The organism is Bradyrhizobium sp. SEMIA (assembly GCF_014844175.1).
Classification (GTDB): Bacteria; Pseudomonadota; Alphaproteobacteria; order Rhizobiales; family Xanthobacteraceae; genus Bradyrhizobium; species Bradyrhizobium arachidis.
The window spans coordinates 2,701,912-2,726,844 of record NZ_CP046601.1 but is presented as its reverse complement, the minus strand read 5'-3'; the positions used below and the strand labels follow the sequence as shown (position 1 = coordinate 2,726,844).

Below are 24,933 nucleotides of genomic sequence, written 5' to 3'. Positions count from 1 at the left end.
CCATGACTGATACCAGCGAAGCCGACAAGGAGCGCAATCGCGAGATCGCGCGCAATGAGGAAGCCAAGCAGGTCACCGGCAGCGTCCGCGTCAGCACCTGGGCAGTTGCGGTGGTGGTGATCGTCGGCGGCATCCTGTTCACGCTCGGCTGGCTGGCGCTGAGGTAGCTGCGATAACTCTGTCGATTGGAAGCGCACGGAGCGAGCTGCGGGTCCACCTCTCCCCGCTTGCGGGGAGAGGTCGGATCGCTCTTGCGATCCGGGTGAGGGAGCGCATGGGCGCCGGGCCGTCGATGCCGACGGCCGCGGAGGTTAGGGCAATCTTGTAGCGCGAGCGCTTTCTTCACCTCTCCCCGCCTGCGGGGAGAGGTCGGATTGCATCGCAGATGCAATTCGGGTGAGGGGGTACAGGTCTCACGATCATCTCATCTGCGGATAGAGCCCCTCACCCCTGCCCTCTCAGCGCGAGCGAAGCTCGTCGCGGCCCCGCAAGCGGGGAGAGGGAGAAAACTCACGCCAGCGCGCTCTTCAGGTCGAAGCTTTCATCCGCGGCCTGCTCCGGCGTGATCGAGCGGTCCATGCTCTGCAATCTTCGGCCGAACATGTGATCGCCGGCGCGGTTGATCGATTCGATGCCGAGCAGTCTGTCGCCGTGATAGCAGAACGCGGAAAACGCCTTCCTGGCGGGATCGCCGCGCAGCACGACGCGGTCGTAACCGGTGGTGAGGCCGGCGATCTGGAGCTTGTCATCGCCCTGGTCGCTCCAGAACCAGGGATGGCTGTCGTACGGCTTCTTGTCGCCGGTCAGGCGTGCGGCGAGGCAGCGGGCGTGGTCGGTGGCGTTCTGCACCGATTCCAGCCGCAGCGAGCCGCCGAAGCGCGGGCTTGCGAACAGCGCGCAATCGCCGATCGCGGAGATGTCAGGGTCGGCCGTCGACAGATATTCGTCGACGATGATGCCGGCCGCGACCGGCAGCCCCGCCTCGGCCGCGAGCTCGATGTTCGGCAGCACGCCGACGCCGACCACGACGAGATCGGCGGGCAGATGCCGGCCGTCGCTCAAGGACACGCCGGTGACCTTGCCGTTCTCGGCTTCGATGGAGGTTGCCTGCACGCCGAGATGGATGCGTATGCCGACCTCGCGGTGGCGGTCCTGAAAATATTCCGAGACCTCCGCCGTCACCGCGCGCGCCATCACGCGCGGGGCGAGCTCGAGCACGTCGACCTCGAGGCCCTTGATCCGCGCGGTGGAGGCGAATTCGAGGCCAATGAAGCCGGCGCCGATGATCACGGCGCGCGTCTTCGACGGCATGATCTGTCGCAGCGCCTCGCTGTCGTCGAGGATGCGCAAGTATTTCACGTCGGGCAGATTGGCGTTGGGCAGGTCAAGCAGCCGGTTGCGCGCGCCGGTGGCCAGCACGAGATGGCCGTAAGGCAACGTTTCGCCGGATGCGAGGAGGACTTTGTGCGCGGCGCGGTCGATCGACACGGCGCGGCCGGCGATCAGCTCGATCTTCTGGTCCTGGTAAAACTTCTCGGGGCGGAACATCAGGCTCTCCGGCCCGGCCGAGCCCTTGATGTAGCCCTTGGACAGCGGCGGCCGCTGATAGGGCAGATGCGCCTCGTCATTGATCAGGCTGATAGGCTCGGCAAAACCCGCCTGGCGCAGCGATGCCGCGACCTGATAGCCGCCATGGCCGGCCCCGACGATGATCACCGGACCAGTCATTGCAGCAGTCCACTTCCGGAGACACGAGCGTCACCCATGTCGTCTCCTCTCTCGCTGATTTTGGTTTGCTGGCCTTACGAGGATCCGGCGCTCGTGTCCGTCCCTTGGCGAAGGCGGGGCCATTTGAGCCTATCGTTTCGCGTTACGCAAGGGCGGCGACCGGGGATTGTCTCCCCCAGCCATCTGCGATTTAGTTGCGACAACGACCTCCTGCCGGAGATATTCCAGATGCCAGCTCCCCTCTCAAAGCCCGACGATCCCGCCTTGCTGCGGATCGACGGCCCGATCGCAACCATCACGCTCAACCGCCCCACAGCGTTCAACTCGATCAACCTTCCGATCGCGCAGAAGCTCGAGCAGCTCGCGGCCTATATCGAGGGTGATAGCGCAATCAGGGTTCTGGTGATCGAGGGCGAGGGCCGCGCCTTCTCGGCCGGCGGGGATCTCCAGACGATCGGCGCTGCGGCCGAAGCGGGCACGGTGACGCCGGTCGTCGGCGAGCTCTTGAAGCACTACCACGCCTTCATCGAGATCATCAGGCGCATGCCGAAGATCTCGCTGTCGAGCGTGCACGGCTCGGCCGCCGGCGCCGGCATGGGCCTCGCCTTCGTCACCGACCTCTGCATCGCCGCCGAAGACGCCAAATTCACGCCGGCCTATGCCAAGATCGGCGTGTCGCCGGACGGCGGCTCCACCGTCGGCATCGTCGGCACGGTCGGCTCCCGCCGCGCCCTGCAGATCTTCCTCGCCGAGGACAATTTTACCGCGCAGCAGGCCCATGAATGGGGTCTCGTCGCCAAGACCGTTCCCGCCGCGGAGCTGAAGGCGGCGACGCGACAACTCGCCGAGCGCCTGGCGCAGAATCCGCCGGCGGCGATCGCGGGCACCAAGCAGCTGGTCTACCAGGCCGCCGCCACGCCGGTGAAGCAGCAGCTGGATGCCGAGGAGCACAAGATCGTCATGGCGATGAACACTGAGGAGTTCCGCACCGCTGTGAAGAAATTCACGAGCAAGTCGAAGTGAAACCCGCGCGCAGTTTCTACGGCCTTCGTCACGGCGCGACCGACTGGAATCGCAAGGGGCTGTTCCAGGGCCGGACCGATAATCCGCTGAACGAGGATGGCCTGCGGCAGGCGCACGAGGCCGCGCACATGTTGCGCGATATCGGCATCAACCGCATCGTTGCAAGCCCCCTGGTGCGCGCGTCGCGGACGGCCGAGATCATCGCGGACGCAATCTCGGTTCCGCTCGCGATCGACGACGGCATCATCGAGTTCGATTTCGGCAGCTTCGAGGGCCTGCCCGTCCGCGACCTCATGATCAAGCACGGCGTCACCTCGGCGACGGGCCTCGTCTCGATCCTGCCGGCCGACGGCGAGAGCTGGGATTCCATGGCCGAACGTTCGCTGGCCTGTGTCTCCAAATGGCTCGACCGCTATCCCGGCGACGACCTCCTGTTCGTTTGCCATGACGCGGTGATGCAGGCCATGGCGAACGCGCTGTGCGGCAGCTACTTCAAGAACAGCCACGGCACGCCGTTCCGCTACGTGCGCGAGGGAGCCGACTGGCGCATCGAGCAAGTCGCTATTGCGGACAGATATAGCCCGTCCCCGCCGGCGACTTGAAGCAGCCGACCGACTCGGGGAGCACGTGCCGCGGCAGCCACAGCACGACGCTCGGGAAGTAGATCGCGAACGCGATGGTGGCGAAGAACACAAGGTAGATTGGTAGCGCCGCGCGCAGCGCTTTCGCAAAGCTGATGCCGACGAATTTCGAGGCCATCAGCAGCACCAGCCCATAAGGCGGCGTGATCAGGCCGAAGGCGAGCGTCGCGATCAGCACCACGCCCATGTGGACGCCGTTGATCTCGCCGGCCTCGGTGAGCGCATTCACCAGCGGCATGAAGATGATGATGGTCGGCACCGGCTCGATGAAATCGCCGACCACGGTGAACAGCAGCACCATCAGCAGCATGATCAGATGCGGGTCGTTACCCGCGATCGAGGTGATCATGTCCGCAATGTAACTGGCACCGCGCAAATAGGCGAGCATCCAGCCGAAGGCGTTGGCCGCGCCGATGGTGATCAGCGGCAGCGAGAAGATCAGGCCGGCGAGGCAGAAATCGTACGGGATCTTCCTGATGTGGCCACGGTTGAGCGCGGGGATCACGACCAGGATGATCCAGACCACGGCGACGACGCCGGCTTCCGTCGGCGTGAACCAGCCGGTGAGGATGCCGCCCAGCAGAATCACCGGGATCATCAGCGGCAGAGCGGCGTCGCCCGCCGCGAACACCACCTGGCGCAGCGGCGCGCGCGGTTTGCGCAAGCCCGACGGACCGAAGAAATAGCAGTAGATCATCAGCCCGAAGCCGATCATCAGGCCGGGCACGACGCCGGCCATGAACAGGCCGGCAATGGAGACGTTGCCGACCGCGCCGTAAACCACGGCCGTAATGCTCGGCGGCACCAGCGCGGCGATGGTCGAGGCGGAGGCGATGATGGCGGCGATGAAGGCGGGCTCATAGCCCTCGCGCTTCATCGGGCCGCCCAGCGCGCGGCTCATTACCGCGACGTCGGCCGTGGTCGAGCCGGACATTTCCGAGAAGAACATGCTGAAGACGACCACGACCTGCGACAGCCCGCCCCTGATGTGCCCGACCAGCGACACCGAGAGATTGGCTATTCGCACCACCACATTGGCCGAGCTCATGAGCTCACCGACCAGAAGGAAGAACGGGATCGCCAGCAGCGCCTCGGAATCGACGCCGTCAAAGATCTTCTGGATGATCGCGGCGAGCGAGACGTCCGACAGGATCGCGCCAATGAACACGCCGGCCATCAGAGAGAACGGTACGGGCACGCCGAGATAGCCGAACGACAGGAAGCAGATCGACATCAAGGCGAGGACAACAGGTGCGCTCACGGCTGCGCCCTCATCTGCGCGTCGGTGACGACAGGCGCCCCATCCTCCTCGGGCGGCTCGGGGCGGTCAAAGCCGTTGCGCAGGCCGTTGACGAGCTGCTCGATGGTGAACAGGCCGATCAGCACGCCCGACAGCGGGATGATCGCGTAGAGCGAAGCGATCGGCGTACCCGACGGCAAGCGGAAGCTGCCGAAGCCGCGCAGATAATTCTGATAGCCGTACCAGATCAGGCAGAAGGCGACGCCGAGCACGACGAGACGGATGAGGACCTCGACGATGAGCCGCGACGTGCCGTGCATCGCCTCGGAGATCGCGGTGAGATAGAGGTGGTCGTTGCGCCTTGTCGCCGCCGCGGTGCCGATGAAGATCGCGTAGATGAACAGTGTCGACGTCACCTCCTGCAGCCACAGCCAGGGATGGCCGATGGTGCGGGTGACAATGTCGGCGGTGACCGACAGCGAGAAGCCGAAACAGAGCAGGCCGCAGAGGATCATCAGGGTAAGCTCGAGCCAGTCGAGCGCGCGCCATTTCAGGTGGCGTTGACGGCGAACGAGCAGTTTGTCGGCGATGGGCATTTACGTCCTCGTCGTCGTGGTCTCGTGCGGAATGATATCAATTTGGATCGGCTACTGCGGATCGGTTTAACCTCTCCCGCTTGCGGGAGAGGTCGGCGCGAAGCGCCGGGTGAGGGCTCTCTCCTCATTGGGAATCCCACTGCGGAGGCACCCTCTCCCCTACCCTCTCCCGCAAGCGGGAGAGGGAGCGCACCGTCTGCCGTCGTCTTAATTGATCGACCGGATCAAATTCTTGATCTTCTCGGCGTGCGGGCCGAGCTCCTTGGCGAGCTTGTCGAGATAGGGATCGGCGATCGCCGTAAAACTCTTCTTGTCGACGTTATCGACGACCTTGACGCCCATCTTCTTCAGCTTCTCGGCCGCGGTGCGTTCGAGCTCGAACGCCTTGGCCGGCTCCTTGGAGCTGATCTCGTTGGCCGCGGTCTGCACCCATCCCTTCTGCTCGGGCGTGAGGCTCTGCCAGAGCTTGTCGGAGATGAACACCAGCGCGTTGTTGGCTTCATGCTCGGTGATGTTGAGGACGGGCGCGACCTCGTAATGCTTGTTGACGAGGTAGACGTTGATGCTGTTCTCGGCGACGTCGACGACGCCGGTCTGCAAGCTGGTGTAGACGCTGCCAAACGGCATGTGCACGGTTTGGGCGCCGTAGGCCGGGAACATGGTGTCCTCGGTCGCGGTCGCCTGCACGCGGACCTTCAGCCCCTTGATATCAGCCACATTGTGGATCTCCCGCTTCGAATACATGTGGCGCACGCCTTGCGAGCCGGTCGCGATCACGTGCAGGCCCTGCGTGGTCTCGTCGATCATGGTCTTGAGCGCTTCGAACACGCGGGGATCGGCGAGGCCCTTGATGACGTGGTTCTCGTCGCGGAACAGGAAGTGCAGCGACATCACGCCGGCCTGCGGCGAGATCGTCGCGGTGTTGGCGGAGGAGATGATGGCGAATTCGACGTCGCCGGCCTTCACCAGCTGGAGCACCTGCGGCTCCTGCCCGAGCTGCGCGCCGGGATACTGGTCGATGATCATGGTGCCCTTGCTCAATTCCTTGAGCTTGTCGGCAAACAGGTCGCCCGCGATCGAATAGCCGGTGTTGCGTGGCTGGTCGTAGGCGAAGCGATAATGCTTCACCTCCTGCGCCCCGGCCCCCGTGACGAAAAGCATGGCGGCGACGGCCGCGAGCCCACGCATGGATCGTGCAATCATCGTTTCCCCCTGTTTTATCGCCCGCCGCTTGTGCGGTCTGAGCGTTCGTTCGAGTGTTAATCCGTCTTTGGTCCAGTCCTCTGCATGAAGTCGAAGTCGCAGCCCTCGTCGGCCTGCAAGATGGTCTTGTCGAATAGCCAGGCGTAACCTCGCTTGGGCTCGTCCGGCGCAGCCGCCGGCTTCAACGCCGCGCGTCGCCGCTCCAGCTCGGCGGCATCGACCAGCAGCTCGATGCTGCGCCTGGCCACGTCGAGGCTGATCATGTCGCCGTTCTGCACCAGCGCCAGCGGTCCGCCGACGGCGGATTCCGGCGTGATGTGGAGCACGATGGTGCCGAACGCGGTGCCGCTCATGCGCGCGTCGGAAATACGCACCATGTCCTTCGTGCCGCCGCGCGCGAGTTTTTTCGGGATCGGCAAGTAGCCCGCCTCCGGCATGCCCGGCGCGCCCTTCGGGCCGGCATTGCGCAGCACCAGCACGTCATCGGAGTTCACGTCGAGATCGGGATCGTCGACCCGCAGGGTCATGTCCTCGACGGATTCGAACACCACCGCGCGCCCGGTATGCTGCAGCAGCTTCGGGCTCGCGGCCGACTGCTTGATGACCGCGCCGCGAGGCGCGAGATTGCCGTGCAGGATGGCGAGGCCGCCCTCCTTCTTGATCGGATTGTCGCGCGAGCGGATCGCGTCCTGGCCGGGCACGTCCTCGGCATTGGCGACGACATCGCGCAGCGTCTGGCCGCTGATGGTCCTGGCGTCGAGATCGACGAGATCGCCGAGCTGCGCCAGCAGCTTCGGGACGCCGCCGGCGTGGTGGAAATGCTCCATGTAGTGCTCGCCGGACGGCTTGAGATCGACCAGCACCGGCACCTCGCGGCCGATCTGGTCAGACACTTCGAGGTCGAGCCGATGCGGCGAGCGATGCGCCATCGCGGTGAGATGGATCAGGCCGTTGGTCGAGCCGCCAATCGCCTGGAGCACGACCTGTGCGTTCTTGAAGGAGGCCGGCGTCAGCAGCTCGCTCGGCTTCGGCCCCTTGGTCTTGGCCATCTCGGCGGCAACCCTGCCGCTGGCTTCGGCGAGACGGAAGCGCTCGGCATGCGGCGCGGGGATCGTCGCGCTCATTGGCAGCGACAGGCCCATGGCTTCGATCATGCAGGCCATGGTCGAGGCCGTGCCCATCACCATGCAGGTGCCGACCGATGGCGCGAGGCGTCCGTTGACGGCCTCGATCTCGGCATCGTCCATGTCGCCGGCGCGATATTTCGCCCAGAGCCGGCGGCAGTCGGTGCAGGCGCCAAGCACCTCGCCCTTGTGATGGCCGACCACCATGGGGCCGACGGGAATGACCACGGTCGGCAAATCGGCGCTGATCGCGGCCATCACCTGTGCAGGAAGAGTCTTGTCGCAGCCGCCGATCACGATCACCGAATCCATCGGCTGGGCCCGGATCATCTCCTCGGTGTCCATCGCCATCAGGTTGCGCAGATACATCGAGGTCGGATGCGCAAAGCTCTCGGCGATCGAGATGGTCGGGAACACGAACGGCATCGCGCCCGACAGCATCACGCCGCGCTTGGCGGCTTCGATGATCTGCGGGACGTTGCCGTGGCAGGGATTGTAGTCGCTATAGGTGTTGGTGATGCCGACGATCGGGCGCTCCAGCGCGTCGTCGGAATAGCCCATGGCCTTGATGAAAGCCTTGCGCAGGAACAGCGAGAAGCCGGCATCGCCATAGCTCGTCAGACCCTTGCGCAGACCACTCGTCATCATGCCAACTCCCTACGTTGCCATTGTGGTACAGCCTGCCCCTCGATTGTCAATAAGATTGGTCCATATTGTCGCGCCTTCTGGCCTTGAGCGCCACATGGGGCGCGAATTATTGACAATCTGTTCCTTCCCTGCTCCACAGGGCGGACCGGCGAGCGGCCGGAGGCTGAGGGCATGTCCGACATTCGCACCGCAGACAGCATGCCGGTCCGGCGCGACGATCCGGATGACGTCGTCGCGCGGCTCGAGGAGGACATCATCTTCGGCCGTCTGCCGCCGGGCGCGCGCCTGACCGAAGACGCGCTGATGTCGCGCTACGGCACCTCGCGCCATTTCGTGCGCCAGGCGCTGGTCGATGCCGAGCGCCGCGGCATCGTCCGCCGCGAGAAGAATGTCGGCGCCACCGTGCGGTTCTATTCGGCCGAGGAGGTCCGGCAGATCTACGAGGTCCGGGAGATGCTGACGCGGCAGGCCGCGCTGATGATCCCCCTGCCCGCGCCGCAAGCCCTGATCGACGAGCTGACCGCCTTGCAGAAGCAGTATTGCGCGAAGGCAGACATACGCGACATGCGCGGCATCCACGAAGCCAACGACGCGTTCCACGTCGCGCTGTTCTCGGCCTGCGGCAATCCCTATCTGGTGCGCTCGCTGCAGGACTACATGAACCTGACGCTGCCGATGCGCGCGAAGAACCTCGCCGACCGCGAGGGCCTCGCGCAATCGCGCCGCCAGCACGAATTGATGATCGAGCTGCTGAAGGGCCGCGACAGCTGGGCGCTGGCGCAGCTTTGTGTGGATCACATGCAGTTCAGCAAGGCGGATTATCTGGCGCGGATCGCGGGGGAGGAGGCGCGGCGGTAGAGTTTCGCTTCGACGTCTCAGGAGCTAGCGACCGGCCGGCGCGCGACGAGGACTGTGCCGATACATTGCAGCACGATTTCACGCTTTTGATTATGGAGATGGATCTGGTTGCGGACGATACCCCTGTCGGAATGCGACTTGGTTTCGTGCTTCTCCAGAATCGTCACATCAAGACCAAGCTCGTCTCCCGGGCGCACCGGCGTGGGCAACCTGAGTTCATCAAAACCGAGCCCGGCCAGGACACGAAGCGAGAACGGCTGTGTCTTGCTTAACAATGAAATGAGGATTGCGAAGGTGTAAGCACTTGATGCCGTCAGCCCCGCAAAGACCGAGCGTGCGGCAGCTTCCTCATCTACATGAAAGGGCTGCGGGTCGAACTTCTTGGCAAATTCAATGATCTCGTCCTTCGATACCTGATACGGGCCCGCCGTCCGCAATCTGCCGACCTCAGCTTCGTCGAAATACAGGATGGCCATCAACGCCTCCCAAGCGCTGGCTGGATGTGATGCAACCCTACCCGTCCCGCCGCTCAAGGTTCGCAGATGGTGCGGATCGGCGCTACCTCACACGCACGTTCAATACCGCCTCAGCAGGCCGCGATCCACACCGGCATCGCCATAGGCGGCGCAGGCCCGTTTCGGATCATTGATCAAGTCCGCGCGGACGCGCCGGAACGTTTTGCCGGCCGCGTCGGACACTTCGGGGCGGAATTTGCCGGGATCGTAGCTCTCGCCGTCGCGGGCCTTGATGGCCGCGGCATAGGCATCGATCATCGCCATCGCGGCCTCGGGGCTGCCGATCAGCCGGGCGCCGAGTTGAACGCCGCCGCTGCCGTCGACCTCGTAACCGTCGCATCGCTGCTCCAGCACCACCGATGCGGTGACGAGCTGGTCGAGGAACGTCGCCTCGGCGTCGCTGAGCGCTGCGGCTTGTGCCGGTCCCGACACGAGCAACGCGAGCATCGCGACAGCTGGCAGATTGATTTTCATGCCGCCGATCATGTGGACCGATCAGGCGCGCCCCTGACGACCCATCACAAGCCCGTACAGAAACAGGAGGATGATGGCACCGACCACGCTGCCGATGAAGCCGGCACCCTCCCCGAACCGATACCATCCCACGGCCTGGCCGAGCCAGGTCGCAACGAACGCGCCGATGATTCCCAGAACCGTCGTCAAGATGAACCCCTTGGGCTCGGACTTGTCGCCCGGCATGATGAACTTCGCGACGAGTCCAACGATGAATCCGATGATGATCGTCCAAATGATACCCATTCGATCGCTCCAATCGGTCAATTCGCGTAGCAAGGTCTGAAGGAAAGTGTGATCGTTCGAGGTGAAGCCAGAGGATCCCAGGCGACGTTGATCTAGATCAATGGGCAGGCGTCGCCAGACCGAAAGCTCAAATCCGCTCTTCCCGTGTGGGCAGGCGCTCAACGCGCGCCGCAACGCGAAGCGGATCGGTGCATGGCGATCATCGGCGAGATCACGCACACCACGACCTACCGCTATGCCAAGCCGGTGACGTTCGGCACGCACCGGGCCATGTTCCTGCCGCGGCGCGGCGCCTCGACCCGGCTGCTTCGCTGGTCCGCTTCGACCAACGTGCCGTCGAAGGTCCATTGGGTCACCGATTCCCGCTCCAATGCCGTCACGGTGATGGACTTCAGCGAGCCCGGCAGCGAACTGACATTCACCTTCAAGGTTCGCGGCCTCTATTTCGGCATCAAGGGCCTGGAATCGTTCCCGCTGGAGTCCCGTGCCGAGGAAGTCCCCGTGCAGTATACGCCGGATGAGTGGACCGACCTTGCAGGCTATCTGCGTCCGCATGCCGACGATCCGGACGGCAGCCATGCGGCCTGGACCAAGAGCTTCGTTGCCGGCGATCAGGACCGGACTGCCGACGTGCTGCGACGAATGCTTGGGATGTTTCGCAGCGAGTTCAGCTATCGCGGGCGAGAGACGGAAGGCACCCAGTCCCCTGGCGAGACGCTGCGCACGAGATCAGGGACCTGCCGGGATTTTGCCTGGCTGATGATCGAGACGTTGCGCAGGCTCGGCTTTGCTGCGCGTTTCGTCAGCGGCTATCTCTACGACGCCGCGCTCGACGGCGGCGCCGTGGGCATGACCGGCGCCGGCGCGACCCACGCATGGGTGCAGGTGTTTCTGCCTGGCGCCGGCTGGCTGGACTACGATCCAACCAACAGCCTGAGCGCCGGCTTCGATCTCATCCCGGTCGCGATTGCGCGGCATCCGGGCCAGGCCGTGCCGCTGGCCGGCTCGTGGTTCGGCGATCCCGGCGACTATCTGGGCATGTCGATCAATGTCGCCGTTCACAAGATCGGCGAAGTGCTCGATCCTTCGGAAGGATAGACTACCGGCACAGGCGCGGCGGTCGCTGACCATGGTGTTTGTTCGCAACAACGCAAAGGGACATGGGCTGCTCGGCGCCGTCGCCGCCCCGTTCGAGGTCCTGAAAGACCGGATCAGGCAACTCTACGAAGGCGACACGTTCGGCTGCATCAAATTCCGCTACGCCTTGCTCGTGCTCGACATCGTCACGGTCCTGTTCATCATTGCGACGTCGTTCCTGCCGCGCAACAGGGTCATCGAGTCGCTCGATGTCGTGTTCGGTGTGCTGATCCTTGCGGACTTCTCGGCACGGATGATCATCAGTCGTCAGCCGCTGCATGACCTCGCGCGGCTTTCGACCTGGACCGATATCGTCGTGATCATTTCCTTCCTGGCGCCGCTCGCCGGAGAAGCCGGCGGCTTCCTGCGTGCATTTCGAACATTGCGGCTGCTGCGCGACTATCAGATGGTGGCGCGGCTCCGGGTCGACAGCGCCTTCTTCCGCCGAAACGAGGAGGTCGTCTTCGCCGTCGCGAACCTGGGCGTGTTCATCTTCGTGATGACGGGGATCGTCTACGAGACCCAGAAGTCCCACAACCACCAGATCGCCAATTATGCCGACGCGCTCTACTTCACGGTCACCGCACTGACCACGACCGGTTTCGGCGACATCACCTTGCCCGGCACCGTCGGGCGCCTGATCACCGTCGTCATCATGATCTTCGGCGTGACCCTGTTCCTGAATCTCGCCAAAGCCCTGCTCGCGCCCTCGAAGGTGCGCTTTCCCTGCCCGGTCTGTGCCCTCCAGCGCCATGACGTCGACGCGGTGCATTGCAAGGCTTGCGGGACCGTATTGAACATTCCCGACGAGGGGATGGACTAGGCTGCAGCGGCGCTTGCCACGAAGGGCTTCCCTCGCCCCGCAGCGGGAGCACACCTGCGGAGCGAGCACGAACTGACGATAGAGCTAGCGGCAAGGTCCTGCTGCAGGCATTACTACGGAACGCTGCCGCCCCGGGCGCGTTGGAAGGCCGAGCTCTAGCCTCGGTCTTGCTTCGGACGCGGCAGGTGCAGTTTCCCGGAGCATCTCACGCCCAAGAGTGGGCTGACCGAGCAGGTTGAACAATGAGGGTCTGCGGAACGATGCGGGCCGGTTTGTTCATCGCATTGATTGCAGCGGCCTGGCTCGGCGGACAGGTCCAGAACTGCCTCGCGCAAAAGCCGCCACCCGCGTCTCCGAGCGATTCCACGAAGGCGTCTCCGAGAAAGGAAGCCATCCCCAGGAAGCAAACGGGACGATCTGCGGACCCGTACACGGTGGGATTCGTGACCGGTACGCCGCAATGCACTGAATTCGCGATCGCTGAGGACATTGCGACCACGCTCGCTACCGGCCAAGAGACCGGCCCTCATGGCGAGGTCGCCTTGCGGGTTCTGCCCATCGTGGGAAACGGCGGTATTCGTAACGTCCTTGATGTGCTCACGCTCGCTGGTGCCGACGTGGCGATCGCCCCTGTCGTCCTTGTCGATCGGCTGCGGGTGACAAGGACCTTCGGAGATATCTCCGACAGGCTGACCTACATTGCCCCGCTCCATATCGAAGAGTTCCATCTTCTCGCGCGACCGGAGATCGGAAGCCTGACGGAGCTGGCGGAAAAGAGGGTCAATCTCGGGGAAGACGGCAGTGCTAGCGCTATCCTCGGCCGCGAAGTGTTCAACCGTCTGGGCGTCAAGATCAGCGAGTCGAACTTGGGACCGGAGGCTGCGCTGGATGGACTGAGGAAGGGAGCTCTCTCCGCAGCTCTGTTAGTGTCAGGAAAGCCGGTGAGCTTCCTGACGCAGGTCTCGCAGCTCGATGGTATTCGCCTCCTGCCCATCCCCTACTCCAAAGAGCTGCTGCAACAAGATTATCTGCCATCGACGCTTCGCCATCAGGACTACCCGAATATCATCACGGCCGAAGCAAGCGTCGACACTGTCGCGATTAAATCCGCTCTGTTCGCCTACAACTGGCCGATCGGCAGCGAGCGATATCGGTTGCTGGATTTGTTCGTCCAGACATTGTTCACGCGCTTTCCCGAATTTCTCGGCGACGCGCATCATCCCAAATGGCGCGAGGTGAACCTGGCCGCGCTGCTCCCCGGATGGCGACGATTCCGACCGGCAGAGCGGTGGCTCCAGCAGCAATCAGGCGGCGAGGCCGCGCTTCGCAAGGCGTTCGGCCGGTTCCTCGAGGGAAAACCAACAGCCAATCCGCCAGACCGCGAAGAATTGTTCCAGGATTTCCTGCGCTGGAGAGAACGCAATCCCGCCAAGTGAGCAGGCTTTGACAAACAAAACCTCGGGAGGGATCCGATGCGCAAAGCGCTGGTGAGCGCAACCCTCGTCGCGTTGCTCGCCTTGATCGCCGATGTGAGGCGTCCCGCCGCCCAATTTGACCCCTTCTTGCCGCAGGCGCCGCAAACGTTCGCGCCGGGCACCGCACCACCGGCCGACAATGTCGAGCAAACCAGGACAGTCCCCCATCGAAGCAGCCGGGTGCACAGAAAGCACGAAGTCGTTCGTCCGCCGCCAAATCAGCGGGAGGTCGCGGAAAAAAACGGATACAAGCGGGTCAGCGATCTCGTGACCTTCCCGAAGTTCTTTCCGGGCCTTGGCATCATCTTCGTCAAGCCCGACACTTTGCCGCTGGGGCCATTCCTGTGCTTCGATCGCAGGGATCGTCTGATCGCGACCGTGTACATGGTCCCCAACAAGGACATCGACGATCACAAGTCATTGGAGGGGGCGGGGTCAGCGCGGCCTGTTGATCACGTCAGCTTCTACTTCAATCCCGGTCACCCCGGCGTGGACGTGCCGCATTACCATGTGGTGCTCTGGCATGTGACCAAGAAACAGGAAGCGCGCGTTGCAAAATGACGACGCGCGACTGTGGTGCGTCGTTGAAGCCGGGCGCTTGGCCCGGCCGCAGAAATTCCCAGGAGTTGACGAGCGCGTACCCTACCGCTTCTTCCAGTCGATGATCCGGCTCGGGTCGGCGTCGAACTCCATGCTGCAGAACGTGCCGCCCTGGAAATAATCGCCGACCGGGTCCGGCTTCAGCTTGGCCTGCTCGGCCATCGCGTGCTCGCGGAAATCTTCGGCGCGTCCCGTGGGACGATAGCCGAACTCGTAGGCGCGATGGTTGTCCCACCAGGCGCGCTCGTTCAGCGAAGCGCCGTAGAACACCTCGAAATGGATGTCGGGATGTTCGAGCCCGATGCGGCAGAGCTGCACGAGGTCGTCGGGCTTGAGCCAGATCGAGAGCCGGCGCTGATCGAGCGGCATGTCGCCGAAATTGCCGATGCGCAGGCAAGTCACCTTCAGCCCGTGCTTGTCGGCGTAGAGCGCGCCGACCGCCTCGCCGAACACCTTGCTGACGCCATAGCGCCCGTCGGGACGCGGGGTGACGTCGGTGCCGATCTTGTGGTGGCGCGGATAGAAGCCGACGGCGTGGTTCGACGAGGCGAACACGACGCGCTTGACGCCCTTGCGATAGGCGGCCTCGAACAGATTGTAGCCGCCGATGATGTTGGCCTGGAGGATCTGGTCCCAGGTGCCTTCGACCGAATAGCCGCCGAAATGGATGATGCCGTCGACGCCCTCGCAGATCGCCTCACACTGCGCGAGATCGGCGAGATCTGCCGCCTTGAACTTCTCGTCCGCGCCGAGATCGGCCGGCGGCTTGATGTCGGAGAGCAGGAGATCAGGATAGATTGGCGGCAGCAATTTTCGCAGGCTTGTGCCGATTCCGCCCGAAGCTCCCGTCATCAAAATACGCGGCATGTTGTCCCTCGCCGTTAGTGACCGTGACCGATTTGCGGTCACGTGTCTCTAATGATAGCAGGATTGTCCAGAGGGAACGAAACGAGAGAACCGACATGAATGAGGCATCGTCCCACTGCCAGGATTCCAGCCAAGATATCCGCCAAGGCTGGCGGCCGGCGACCTATTACCCCGATCCGGCGATCAAGGCGCTTGATCCTCGTTTCGAAAAATACTGGCTGAAACTGTCGGCGGTGGAACGGATTGCGACCGGGCTGCGCTGGGCCGAAGGTCCGGTGTGGGTCGGCGACGGGCGTTATTTGCTGTGCAGCGACATCCCCAATCAGCGCATCCTCAAATGGGAAGAGGAGACCGGGGCGGTTTCGGTCTTCCGAAAACCCTCGAATTTCGCCAACGGCAACACGCGCGACCGCCAGGGCCGGCTCGTGACCTGCGAGCATGGCGGGCGCCGCGTGACCCGCACCGAATATGACGGCAGCATCACCGTGCTGATGGATCAATTCAATGGCAAGCGGTTGAACTCGCCGAACGATGTCGTTGTTAAATCGGACGGCTCGATCTGGTTCACCGATCCGATCTTCGGCATCCTCGGCAATTACGAGGGCTACAAGTCCGAGCCCGAGATCGACATGAACGTCTACAGGCTCGACCCGGAGACCCGCAAAGCCACCGTCGTCGCCGAGGGTGTGCTCGGGCCGAACGGGCTTGCCTTCTCGCCGGACGAGAAAATCCTCTACCTCATCGAATCCCGCGGCGTGCCGACCCGCAAGATTCTCGCCTATGACGTCTCGCCTTCCGGTGACAAGCTTTCGAACAAGCGCGTCTTCGTCGATGCCGGCCCCGGCACGCCGGACGGTTTCCGCGTCGACATCGACGGCAATCTCTGGTGCGGCTGGGGCATGGGTGATCCCGAGCTCGACGGCGTCGTGGTGTTCGCACCCGACGGCGTCATGATCGGCCGCATCGCGCTGCCCGAGCGCTGCGCCAACGTCTGCTTCGGCGGCGTCAAGCGCAACCGTCTGTTCATGGCGGCGAGCCAGTCGATCTACGCGCTGTATGTGAACACGCAGGGGGCGCTCGGCGGCTAGCGCTGCACTCGTAGGTGGGCAAAGCGCAAGCGTGCCCACCACTTCTTATTTGTCGCGCGAGATCGTGGGCACGTCGCTGCGCTCCTTTGCACGCCCTACGGCACTCCCTTCCGTCATTGCGAACGAAGCGAAGCAATCCAGGCTGCCTCCGCGGCAAGATTCTGGATTACTTCGTCGCTTGCGCTCCTCGCAATGACGACGGAGCGAAAAGAAAAACGCCGGAGCAGTTGCCCGCTCCGGCGTCGTGATCGTCCAATCGCTAAAGCTTACGCCGCGTTGAAGCCGGCGACGGCCTTCACCTCGAGGAAGTCCTCGAGGCCGTACTTGCCCCACTCGCGGCCGTTGCCGGACTGCTTGTAGCCGCCGAACGGCGCGGTGCGGTCGTTGGGCACGCCCTGGAGGTTGACGTTGCCGGCGCGGATCTGGCGGCCGACGCGCTTGGCGTCCTCGACGGTCGCGCCCGAGACGTAGCCGGCAAGACCGTACGGCGTGTCGTTGGCGATCTGCACGGCGTCGGCTTCGTTCTTGGCGCCGAGGATGGTCAGCACCGGTCCAAAAATCTCTTCGCGGGCGATCGTCATCTCGGGGGTGACGTCGGCGAAGATGGTCGGACGGACATAGAAGCCCTTGTTGACGCCTTCGGGCAGGCCCGGGCCGCCGGCGACGAGCGTTGCGCCCTCGTCGATGCCCTTCTTGATCAGCGCCTGGATCTTGTCCCACTGGCCGCGGTTGACGACCGGGCCAATGGTGGTGCCTTCGCCGCGGGGATCGCCCGCCTTGGTCTTGTCGGCGACGGCCTTCGCGATCGCCGCGACTTCCTTCATCTTGGACAGCGGCACGATCATGCGCGAGGGCGCGTTGCAGGACTGGCCGGAGTTGTTGAACATGTGCATCACGCCGCCGGTCACCGCCTTCGTGAGGTCGGCGCCTTCGAGGATGACGTTCGGCGACTTGCCGCCGAGCTCCTGGCTGACGCGCTTCACGGTCGGCGCGGCGCGCTTGGCCACATCGATGCCGGCACGGGTCGAGCCGGTGAAGGAGATCATGTCGATGTCGGGGTGCTCGCTCATGGCGGCGCCGACCTCGGGGCCGAGGCCGTTGACGAGGTTGAACACGCCCTTCGGCACGCCGGCTTCATGGAGGATTTCCGCGAAGATCAGCGCTGAGGTCGGGGTGAACTCCGACGGCTTCAGGATCATGGTGCAGCCGGCGGCAAGCGCAGGCGCGACCTTGCAGGCGATCTGGTTGAGCGGCCAGTTCCAGGGCGTGATCATGCCGACCACGCCGATCGGCTCGCGCAGCACCATGGCGGTGCCGACCGGTTCCTCGAAATGATAGTTCTTGAGCACGTCGAGCGTGGTCATGAGATGGCCGAGGCCGGCGCCGGCCTGGAGTTTTTCGGCCTATCGGGCAGCGGCGCGCCCATTTCGTCGGAGACGGCGGCGCCGATCTCCTTGAGGCGGCCCTTGTAGATCTCGATCACTTTGGTGAGCAGCGCGACGCGCTCTTCACGGCTGGTCTGGGAGAAGGTTGCAAAGGCGCGCTTGGCGGCGGCAACCGCCTTGTCCACGTCAGCCTTGGAGCCCAGCGCAACCTCGTACATCGCCTCTTCCGTCGCGGGATTGACCACGGCGGTTGACTTCTTGACGGCGGGATCGACCCAGGCGCCGTCGATGTAGAATTGCATGCGATTGACCATCTTTGACCTCTTCTTGGGAGCTTGGAGGGGGCGTTTCGGCAGGCATCCTTGCACGAAAGCGCCAGCAGTTGAACCCGCCATATGCGGGGCCAGCGTTGTGGCGGACGGAGATTATATGAGCCGATGGCGGGAACGTGGCAAGTGTGGCGCAGCCGTCATTCCGGGGCGCGGCAAAGCCGCGAGCCCGGAATCCATTTCACCACCTGTACCGAGGCCCGATGGATTCCGGGCTCGACGCTACGCGTCGCCCAGGAATGACAACTACACCGCCATCTTCCGATGCAGCACCGGCGCGCCGGTGGTGAGGCTTTCGGCCGCATCGATGATCGCGTTCGCGTCGATGCCGTAGTGGCGGTAGAGGTCGGCGATGCTTCCGGTCTGGCCGAACTGCTCGACGCCGAGCGCCTCGACGCGATGGCCGCGGACACTGCCGAGCCAGCCGAGCGCGGAGGGATGGCCGTCGATCACGGTCACAATGCCGCAGTCGCGCGGCAGCGGCGCCAGCAGCTTTTCGATGTGGCTGAGATGCTGCACGCCGCGCCGATCGCGCCGCAATTTTCGCGCGGCGGTCCAACCCGCATGGAGACGGTCGGCAGAGGTGATCGCAAGCAGGCCGATGTCGCGCCGGCTCTCGCCGATGAAGCCGGTCGCCTCGATCGCTTCAGGGGCGACCGCGCCGGTATAGGCGATCACGACCTCGGCATTCGGGCCCGGCTTGCGCAGCCAATAGGCGCCGTCGGTGATGCCTTGTTCCAGCTCCGGCGTCATGATCCGCTGCGCCTGCTCGATGCTGCGCGTCGATAGCCGCAGATAGACCGAGCCGCCCTCACCCGGATCGCGCTGCATGTGCTGGAAGCCCCAACCCATGATCACGGCGAGCTCGTCGACGAAGGCCGGCTCGAACGAAGCGAGCCCGTCCTGCGCCATGCCGATCAAGGGCGTTGCGATCGACTGGTGCGCGCCGCCCTCGGGCGCCAGCGTGATGCCGGAGGGAGTCGCCGCAACCATGAAGCGCGCATCCTGGTAGCAGGCATAGTTCAGCGCATCGAGGCCGCGCTCGATGAAGGGATCGTAGAGCGTACCGACCGGCAGCAGCCGCTCGCCGTTGATCTGGTGCGACAGGCCGAGCGCCGAGAGCATGATGAACAGGTTCATCTCGGCAATGCCGAGCTCGAGATGCTGGCCTTTTGGCGAGAAGTCCCAGTTGAACGTGGACGGAATTTTCTCGCTGCGGAATAAATCGGCCTTCTCCGCGCGCGCGAACAGGCCGCGGCGGTTCACCCAGGGGCCGAGATTGGTCGACACCGTGACGTCGGGCGAAGTCGTGACGATGCGGCTGGCGAGCTCGCTGTCGCCGCGCGCGATCTCGTTCAGCACGAGGCCGAAGCCCTGCTGGGTCGACATCTGCGGCGACGGCTTGAAGGCGAGCTGGGCGGGCACCTCGACCACGGGCGCGGTCAGCCGGCGTCCGTCCTGGTTGAACGGCACGCGCGCGAGGAAGGCGTCGAGCTCGGCGGCGTCCTGCGCGAGGCCCTCATACTTGTCCCATTCGTGGCCGGGGCGGATGTTCTGGCTCTCGCGATACTTCTCCATCTGCGCGACCGTCATCAGGCCGGCGTGGTTGTCTTTGTGGCCCTGGAACGGCAGGCCGACGCCCTTGATGGTGTAGGCGATGAAGCAGACCGGGCGGTCGTGATCGATGGATTCGAACGCCTCCAGCATGCTCGCCATGTCGTGGCCGCCGAGGTTCGACATCAGCGCCAGCAGCTCCTCGTCGCTGCGCTTGTCGATCAGCTTCGTGATCGGCCCCTGGTCGCCGATCTCGTCGTGCAGATGTTTGCGGAAGGCCGCGCCGCCCTGGAAGCACAGCGCGGCGTAGAGCGCGTTCGGGCAATTGTCGATCCAGCGCTTCAGCGCCTCGCCGCCCGGCTCGGCGAAAGCTTCGCGCATCAGCCGGCCGTATTTCACGATGACGACGTCCCAGCCAAAATTGCGGAACATGGTCTCGAACTTCTCCCAGAGCCCCTCGCGCACGACGGCATCGAGCGACTGGCGGTTATAGTCCACCACCCACCAGGTGTTGCGCAGGCCGTGCTTCCAGCCCTCGGCGAGCGCCTCCCAGATATTGCCCTCATCCATCTCGGCGTCGCCGACGAGGGCAATCATCCGCCCTTCGCGGCGATCCTTCGCCCAGCCATGCGCCTTGACGTAGTCCTGCACCAGCGAGGAGAACAGCGTCTGCGCAACGCCAAGGCCGACCGAGCCGGTGGAGAAGTCGACGTCGTCGACGTCCTTGGTGCGCGAGGGATAGGACTGCGCGCCCTTGAAGCCGCGGAAATTCTCCAGCTTCTCGCGGCTCTGCCGGCCGAACAGGTACTGGATGGCGTGGAACACCGGGCTCGCATGCGGCTTCACCGCGACGCGATCCTCTGGCCTGAGCACGCTGAAATACAGCGCCGACATGATGGTCGCGAGCGAGGCCGAGGAGGCCTGGTGGCCGCCAACCTTGAGGCCGTCCGCATTGGGGCGGATGTGGTTGGCGTGGTGGATGGTCCATGACGACAGCCACAGCGCCTTGCGGGCGAGGGCAGTCAATGTGTCGAGACGGGCGGAATCAACGGGCATGGGCAATGCTCCCGGAAATCATCCCTCATGATACGCCTGCGAGAAGCGCCAAACTTCTCAATTTTTCGCGCCATACCTGCCGATATTGGGATATTTTACCAATCAATTGCTTCCAGAAGCAGGTTCCATCCCAATGCCCGACCTCGACGCCATCGACCGCAAGATTCTCGCGCTGCTCCAGACCGACAGCCGGCTGACCATGCAGGAGCTCGCCGACAAGGTCGGGCTCTCGGTCTCGCCCTGCCATCGTCGGGTGAAATTGCTGGAGGAGCGCGGCGTCATCTCGCGCTATATCGCCACCGTGGACCAGAAGGCGCTCGGGCTGCACGTCAGCGTGTTCATCTCGATCAAGCTGGCGCGGCAGAAGGAGGAGGACCTCAACCGCTTCGCCCGCGCCATCTCGAAATGGGACGAGGTGCTGGAGTGCTATCTGATGACCGGCAACCGCGACTACCTGCTGCGGGTGGTGGCGGCCGACCTCGCCTCCTACGAGACGTTCCTGAAGACCAAGCTGACCCGGCTCGACGGCATCGCCTCGATCGAGTCCAGCTTCGCGCTCAGCCAGGTGAAATATTCGATCGCGCTGCCGGTCTGACAGCAGGGCTGCCGGGCCGTATCAGGGCCCATTCCACCCAGGGCGGGCGGCCCGGCCGCCAATGTCACATTGCCGCAATAAACCCCGCCGATGGTCGCGGGCGAGAAGGCACCTGAGCCGAAAGAAGGACCACCATGACTGCATCCGACCGCACCTCCGAAACCGCCAAACGCGAGCGCATCATTCAGGAGATGGCCGACGATCTCGACGAGGAGCTGGAGATGGAGCTGGATGATGCCCGTCTCGACGAGCTGCTGGACGAGACCGACATGCTCAATCCGACGGTCGACCGCAAGCTCTATTTCCGCGAGCTGCTCCGCCTCCAGGGCGAGCTTGTCAAGCTGCAGGACTGGGTGCAGAGCGAGAAGAAGAAGGTCGTGGTACTGTTCGAGGGCCGCGATTCCGCCGGCAAGGGCGGCGTCATCAAGCGCATCACCCAGCGCCTTAATCCCCGCATCTGCCGCGTCGCGGCGCTCCCCGCCCCGAGCGAGCGCGAGCGCACGCAATGGTACTTCCAGCGCTATGTGTCCCACCTGCCGGCCGGCGGCGAGATCGTGCTGTTCGACCGCAGCTGGTACAACCGCGCCGGCGTCGAGCGCGTGATGGGCTTCTGCACGGACGAGCAATACCAGGAGTTCTTCAAGACCGTGCCGGAGTTCGAGCGGATGCTGATCCGCTCCGGCATCATCCTGGTCAAATACTGGTTCTCGATCACCGACGACACGCAGCAGTTCCGCTTCACCATGCGCATCCGCGACCCGCTGAAGCAATGGAAGCTGAGCCCGATGGACGTCGAGGCCCGCACCCGCTGGGAGGCGTACACAAAGGCCAAGGAGACCATGCTGGAGCACACGCATCTGCCGGACTCTCCGTGGTGGATCGTCGATGCCGTGGACAAGAAGCGCGCCCGGCTCAACTGCATCGCGCATCTGGTCGACCAGATCCCGTACCAGGAAGTGGCGCGCGTGCCGGTGGTGCTGCCGGATCGCGTGCGCAATCCCGACTATCACCGCGGCCCGATTCCGCCGGAGATGTACGTGCCGGCGAAATACTGACGGCGCCTGCCGCTAAAGCGCGATGAGATTGGGATGAATCGTCATCGCGCTTTAGATTTTTGCTTGAGCATGATCTTTTCGGAAAACCGCGGCGCACTTTTCCGGATCATGCTTTAGCGGCGGACCGGCTTTTCGGACGAGGACAGCGTGATGCCCGTGCCGAGCGATCTGAGCGTGACCAGGGATTCGACCCGCCGCCGCGCTCGCCTCAGCCCGTGGCTCGCGCTGGCGAGCGCGCTGTCCGTGCTGACGGTTGCGCTCGCCCTGTCCTATTGGGCCTGGCAGCCGGCGACGCTGCGCATCGCCGTCGGTCCTGCCGGCAGCGACGACCAGACACTCATCGCGGCGCTGGCGAAGGCGTTCGACGCCAAGGCCGGCGCGATACGCCTTGTCCCGATCGAGACCGACGGCACGCTGCAAAGTCTCAATTTGCTCGGCACCGGCAAGGCGGATCTTGCGGTGGCGCGCGGCGATCTCGCAATGCCGGCCGAGACCAATTCGGTTGCGATCCTGCGGCGGAATTTCGTGGTGCTGTGGGCGCCGACGGGGCGCAAGGGCGCAGCGCGGTCCAAGGTCACCGAGATCGCATCGCTCAGCGGGCGCCGCATCGGCGTCGTCGGCCTCGGCGATGCCAATGTCGACGTGCTGCGCGTCATCCTGGCGGAATCAGGCGTCAACCCGCAGAAGGTGACGATCACCCAGTTTGGCACCGACCGCATCTCCGAGATGACCCAGGATGCCGCGCTCGACGCCTTCATGATGGTGGGGGCGCTCGACGACAAGATCATCGCCGGCACGATCGCCACGACCGCGCGGCTGCGCGGCGAGCCCAAATTCCTGTCCGTCGACGTTTCCGACGCGATCGCCGAGCGGCACCCGCTCTATGAGTCCGAGGAGATTCCCGCGAGCGCATTTGCCACGACGCCGCAGCGGCCCGACGACAAGATCGACACCATCGCCGTCAATCAGTTGATCGTCGCGCCCGCGTCATTGTCCGAGGACACGGTCGGCGCCTTCACCCGCGAGCTGTTCGCGGTCCGGCCGTCACTCGCGAAGGATTTGCCCGGCGCCAGCCACATCCAGAAGCCCGACACCGACAAGGATGCCGCGCTGCCGGCCCATCCGGGCGCTGCCGCCTATATCGACGGCAACGAGCGCAGCTTCATGGACAAGTACAGCGACTACATCTGGGGTGCGGTGCTGCTGCTCTCAGGCCTCGGCTCGGTTGCCGCCTGGCTGCGGCATTATCTCCGGCGCGAGGAGCGCAGCCTGAACGCGCTGCATCGTGACCGGCTGCTGACGGCGATCTCCAGCGTGCGCGAGGCAAGCTCGCTCGACGACCTCGCGGCGATGCAGGGCGCCGCCGACGAGATTTTGCGCGAGACACTCGCCTGTCACGAGGACGGTGCCATCGAGGACGGCGACCTCGCCGCCTTCGGCCTCGTGCTGGCGCAGTTCCACCAGGCCATCGTCGACCGCCGCGCCGTGATCGCGGAGGCGCCCGCAAAGCCGGGCGGCGGCGCGCTTCAGCCGGTGCCTATCTCCACGGCTGCACGATGATCTTGGTATGGGCCTCGGGATTGGCGAGGTCGGCGAACGCCTTGGCGACGCCGTCGATGCCGACCTCGGCGGTCACCATCGCCGCGGCATCCACCTGCCCTTCCGCGATCAGGCGCAGCGACGCGGCGAACTCGTCCGGCGTATAGCCGAGCACGTACTGGACGTTCAGCTCCTTCATGATGCCGAGCATGGGCTCGTTTCTGTCGCTCTCCATGCAGACGCCGACAACGACGATCCTGGCATCGCGCGGCGCGCCTTCGAACACCTGCTGGAGCAAGCCGGGCACGCCGACGCATTCAAAGATGATCGCAGGCTTGAGCGCCGGCAGCATGGCCTGGAACGGCGGCCGCGCGGCTTTCTCCGCCTCCGACATCTGGGCGTGCTCGGCCCAGGTCGCATAGGGCTGCGACACCCTGGGATCGACCACGACGTCCGCACCGAGCTTTGCGGCAAGCGCGCGCCGCGCCGGCGAATAGTCAGCGGCGATGATCGGGTGCAGGCCCTTGATCTTCAGCGCCGCGATCACCGCGAGACCGACCGGGCCACAACCGATCACCAGCGGCACCTCGCCGCTCCCGATATTCGCCTTCGCCACGGCGTGAACGCCGACCGCGAGCGGCTCGGTCAGCGCGGCATGTTCCGGCGCAAGACCATTGGGCACTTCGAGCAGGAGCGGCTCGCTCAAGATCATCTGTTCCGCATAGCCGCCGACGAAGTCGTTGGAATAGCCGATGCCCTTGATGCCCTCCGCTGTCAGCAGCGCGGGCAGCGAGCAGACATGCGTGCCCGGCTTGAGCTTGCGCGCGGTGCCGGGGCCGTAGTCGACGATCTCGCAGCAGAACTCGTGGCCGAATACGACGTCGCGCGCCAGGTCCATCGGCGTGCGTCCGGTCTTCTTCGCCATCTCCACCATGCGAGGGGCGTGCTGACGCGCGTGCAGGTCGGAGCCGCAGATGCCGCAGGCGAGCGTCTTGACCAGCACCTGGCCGGGGCCCGGCGTCGGCTCCGCCATCCGGCCGACGACAATCTCACCGTTCCTGAAAATCGCAGCGCGCATCCGGCCCCTCCCCTGTC

At 64.5% G+C, this 24,933-nt stretch carries 23 protein-coding genes and 1 pseudogene; 12 read left to right on the top strand and 12 right to left on the bottom strand.

What is annotated here, in order from left to right; all coding sequences use genetic code 11:
- Positions 1-2: 2 nt before the first annotated feature.
- Positions 3-167, top strand: a complete 165-nt coding sequence (locus FOM02_RS13210; protein WP_167336556.1) for a hypothetical protein — start codon at positions 3-5, stop codon at positions 165-167.
- Between the two features lie 343 nt (positions 168-510).
- Here the strand turns inward: FOM02_RS13210 and FOM02_RS13205 are convergent, their stop codons facing one another.
- Positions 511-1,728, bottom strand: coding sequence for an NAD(P)/FAD-dependent oxidoreductase (locus FOM02_RS13205; RefSeq protein WP_027558527.1), 1,218 nt, complete (start codon positions 1,726-1,728; stop codon positions 511-513).
- Between the two features lie 228 nt (positions 1,729-1,956).
- Between FOM02_RS13205 and FOM02_RS13200 the strand changes: the two genes are divergently transcribed.
- Complete coding sequence (locus FOM02_RS13200; protein WP_027558526.1) at positions 1,957-2,751, top strand: enoyl-CoA hydratase/isomerase family protein; 795 nt, start codon at positions 1,957-1,959, stop codon at positions 2,749-2,751.
- Positions 2,748-3,353 carry a histidine phosphatase family protein gene (locus tag FOM02_RS13195; protein WP_027558525.1) on the top strand — a complete coding sequence of 202 codons (606 nt, stop codon included), beginning with the start codon at positions 2,748-2,750 and terminating at the stop codon, positions 3,351-3,353. Before FOM02_RS13200 ends, FOM02_RS13195 begins: the two co-directional genes overlap by 4 nt.
- On the opposite strand, the gene FOM02_RS13190 is transcribed toward FOM02_RS13195, so the two are convergent.
- From FOM02_RS13190 to FOM02_RS13175, 4 genes are all read right to left on the bottom strand, one after another.
- Complete coding sequence (locus FOM02_RS13190) at positions 3,313-4,653, bottom strand: TRAP transporter large permease (protein ID WP_027558524.1); 1,341 nt, start codon at positions 4,651-4,653, stop codon at positions 3,313-3,315. The two genes, FOM02_RS13195 and FOM02_RS13190, sit on opposite strands and share 41 nt — an antisense overlap.
- On the bottom strand, positions 4,650-5,228 hold the full coding sequence (locus tag FOM02_RS13185) for a TRAP transporter small permease (RefSeq protein ID WP_027558523.1): 579 nt from the start codon (positions 5,226-5,228) through the stop codon (positions 4,650-4,652). Before FOM02_RS13185 ends, FOM02_RS13190 begins: the two co-directional genes overlap by 4 nt.
- Before the next feature lie 207 nt (positions 5,229-5,435).
- The gene (locus FOM02_RS13180; RefSeq protein ID WP_027558522.1) at positions 5,436-6,431 is read right to left on the bottom strand and encodes a TRAP transporter substrate-binding protein; all 996 of its coding nucleotides are present in this window, start codon (positions 6,429-6,431) and stop codon (positions 5,436-5,438) included.
- A 56-nt stretch (positions 6,432-6,487) separates the two neighbouring features.
- Positions 6,488-8,200 (bottom strand): IlvD/Edd family dehydratase, encoded by a 1,713-nt coding sequence (locus FOM02_RS13175; protein WP_265442180.1) that lies wholly within the window; start codon positions 8,198-8,200, stop codon positions 6,488-6,490.
- Positions 8,201-8,374: 174 nt separating this feature from the next.
- Here FOM02_RS13175 and FOM02_RS13170 point away from each other — a divergent pair, with 174 nt between their 5' ends.
- Entirely contained in the window at positions 8,375-9,061 is a 687-nt protein-coding gene (locus tag FOM02_RS13170) for a GntR family transcriptional regulator (protein ID WP_027558520.1), read from the top strand.
- Between the two features lie 17 nt (positions 9,062-9,078).
- Here the strand turns inward: FOM02_RS13170 and FOM02_RS13165 are convergent, their stop codons facing one another.
- The 3 genes from FOM02_RS13165 to FOM02_RS13155 all read right to left on the bottom strand — a co-directional run bounded on the left by FOM02_RS13165 (position 9,079) and on the right by FOM02_RS13155 (position 10,335).
- Positions 9,079-9,537 (bottom strand): MaoC/PaaZ C-terminal domain-containing protein, encoded by a 459-nt coding sequence (locus tag FOM02_RS13165; protein ID WP_051377995.1) that lies wholly within the window; start codon positions 9,535-9,537, stop codon positions 9,079-9,081.
- Positions 9,538-9,636: 99 nt separating this feature from the next.
- Positions 9,637-10,050 (bottom strand): hypothetical protein, encoded by a 414-nt coding sequence (locus FOM02_RS13160; protein WP_027558518.1) that lies wholly within the window; start codon positions 10,048-10,050, stop codon positions 9,637-9,639.
- A 21-nt stretch (positions 10,051-10,071) separates the two neighbouring features.
- On the bottom strand, positions 10,072-10,335 hold the full coding sequence (locus tag FOM02_RS13155) for a GlsB/YeaQ/YmgE family stress response membrane protein (RefSeq protein ID WP_027558517.1): 264 nt from the start codon (positions 10,333-10,335) through the stop codon (positions 10,072-10,074).
- A 192-nt stretch (positions 10,336-10,527) separates the two neighbouring features.
- Between FOM02_RS13155 and FOM02_RS13150 the strand changes: the two genes are divergently transcribed.
- From FOM02_RS13150 to FOM02_RS13135, 4 genes are all read left to right on the top strand, one after another.
- Positions 10,528-11,433, top strand: coding sequence for a transglutaminase family protein (locus FOM02_RS13150; RefSeq protein ID WP_027558516.1), 906 nt, complete (start codon positions 10,528-10,530; stop codon positions 11,431-11,433).
- A gap of 31 nt (positions 11,434-11,464) precedes the next feature.
- Entirely contained in the window at positions 11,465-12,295 is an 831-nt protein-coding gene (locus FOM02_RS13145) for a potassium channel family protein (RefSeq protein WP_181411689.1), read from the top strand.
- A 443-nt stretch (positions 12,296-12,738) separates the two neighbouring features.
- A complete protein-coding gene (locus FOM02_RS13140) occupies positions 12,739-13,731 on the top strand; it encodes a TAXI family TRAP transporter solute-binding subunit (RefSeq protein WP_265441822.1) in 993 nt (330 codons plus the stop codon).
- Positions 13,732-13,767: 36 nt separating this feature from the next.
- A complete protein-coding gene (locus FOM02_RS13135) occupies positions 13,768-14,331 on the top strand; it encodes a hypothetical protein (protein WP_027558513.1) in 564 nt (187 codons plus the stop codon).
- 81 nt (positions 14,332-14,412) lie between these two features.
- On the opposite strand, the gene FOM02_RS13130 is transcribed toward FOM02_RS13135, so the two are convergent.
- Positions 14,413-15,237: an NAD-dependent epimerase/dehydratase family protein gene (locus FOM02_RS13130; protein ID WP_027558512.1), complete on the bottom strand. Its 825-nt coding sequence runs from the start codon at positions 15,235-15,237 to the stop codon at positions 14,413-14,415.
- A 95-nt stretch (positions 15,238-15,332) separates the two neighbouring features.
- Between FOM02_RS13130 and FOM02_RS13125 the strand changes: the two genes are divergently transcribed.
- Entirely contained in the window at positions 15,333-16,325 is a 993-nt protein-coding gene (locus FOM02_RS13125; RefSeq protein WP_027558511.1) for an SMP-30/gluconolactonase/LRE family protein, read from the top strand.
- Between the two features lie 266 nt (positions 16,326-16,591).
- Here the strand turns inward: FOM02_RS13125 and FOM02_RS13120 are convergent.
- Positions 16,592-18,024 (bottom strand): annotated as a pseudogene (locus FOM02_RS13120) (aldehyde dehydrogenase family protein).
- A gap of 261 nt (positions 18,025-18,285) precedes the next feature.
- On the bottom strand, positions 18,286-20,649 hold the full coding sequence (locus tag FOM02_RS13115; protein ID WP_027558509.1) for a transketolase: 2,364 nt from the start codon (positions 20,647-20,649) through the stop codon (positions 18,286-18,288).
- Positions 20,650-20,782: 133 nt separating this feature from the next.
- On the opposite strand from FOM02_RS13115, the gene FOM02_RS13110 reads away from it, so the two are divergent.
- The 3 genes from FOM02_RS13110 (at position 20,783) to FOM02_RS13100 (ending at position 23,859) form a co-directional block, all read left to right on the top strand.
- Positions 20,783-21,244: an Lrp/AsnC family transcriptional regulator gene (locus FOM02_RS13110; RefSeq protein ID WP_027558508.1), complete on the top strand. Its 462-nt coding sequence runs from the start codon at positions 20,783-20,785 to the stop codon at positions 21,242-21,244.
- 134 nt (positions 21,245-21,378) lie between these two features.
- The gene (gene ppk2 / locus FOM02_RS13105; protein WP_027558507.1) at positions 21,379-22,299 is read left to right on the top strand and encodes a polyphosphate kinase 2; all 921 of its coding nucleotides are present in this window, start codon (positions 21,379-21,381) and stop codon (positions 22,297-22,299) included.
- Between the two features lie 150 nt (positions 22,300-22,449).
- Complete coding sequence (locus FOM02_RS13100; protein WP_051377997.1) at positions 22,450-23,859, top strand: TAXI family TRAP transporter solute-binding subunit; 1,410 nt, start codon at positions 22,450-22,452, stop codon at positions 23,857-23,859.
- Here FOM02_RS13100 and FOM02_RS13095 read toward each other — a convergent pair.
- Complete coding sequence (locus FOM02_RS13095; RefSeq protein WP_027558506.1) at positions 23,837-24,916, bottom strand: zinc-binding dehydrogenase; 1,080 nt, start codon at positions 24,914-24,916, stop codon at positions 23,837-23,839. The genes FOM02_RS13100 and FOM02_RS13095 overlap by 23 nt on opposite strands.
- Positions 24,917-24,933 lie beyond the last annotated feature (17 nt).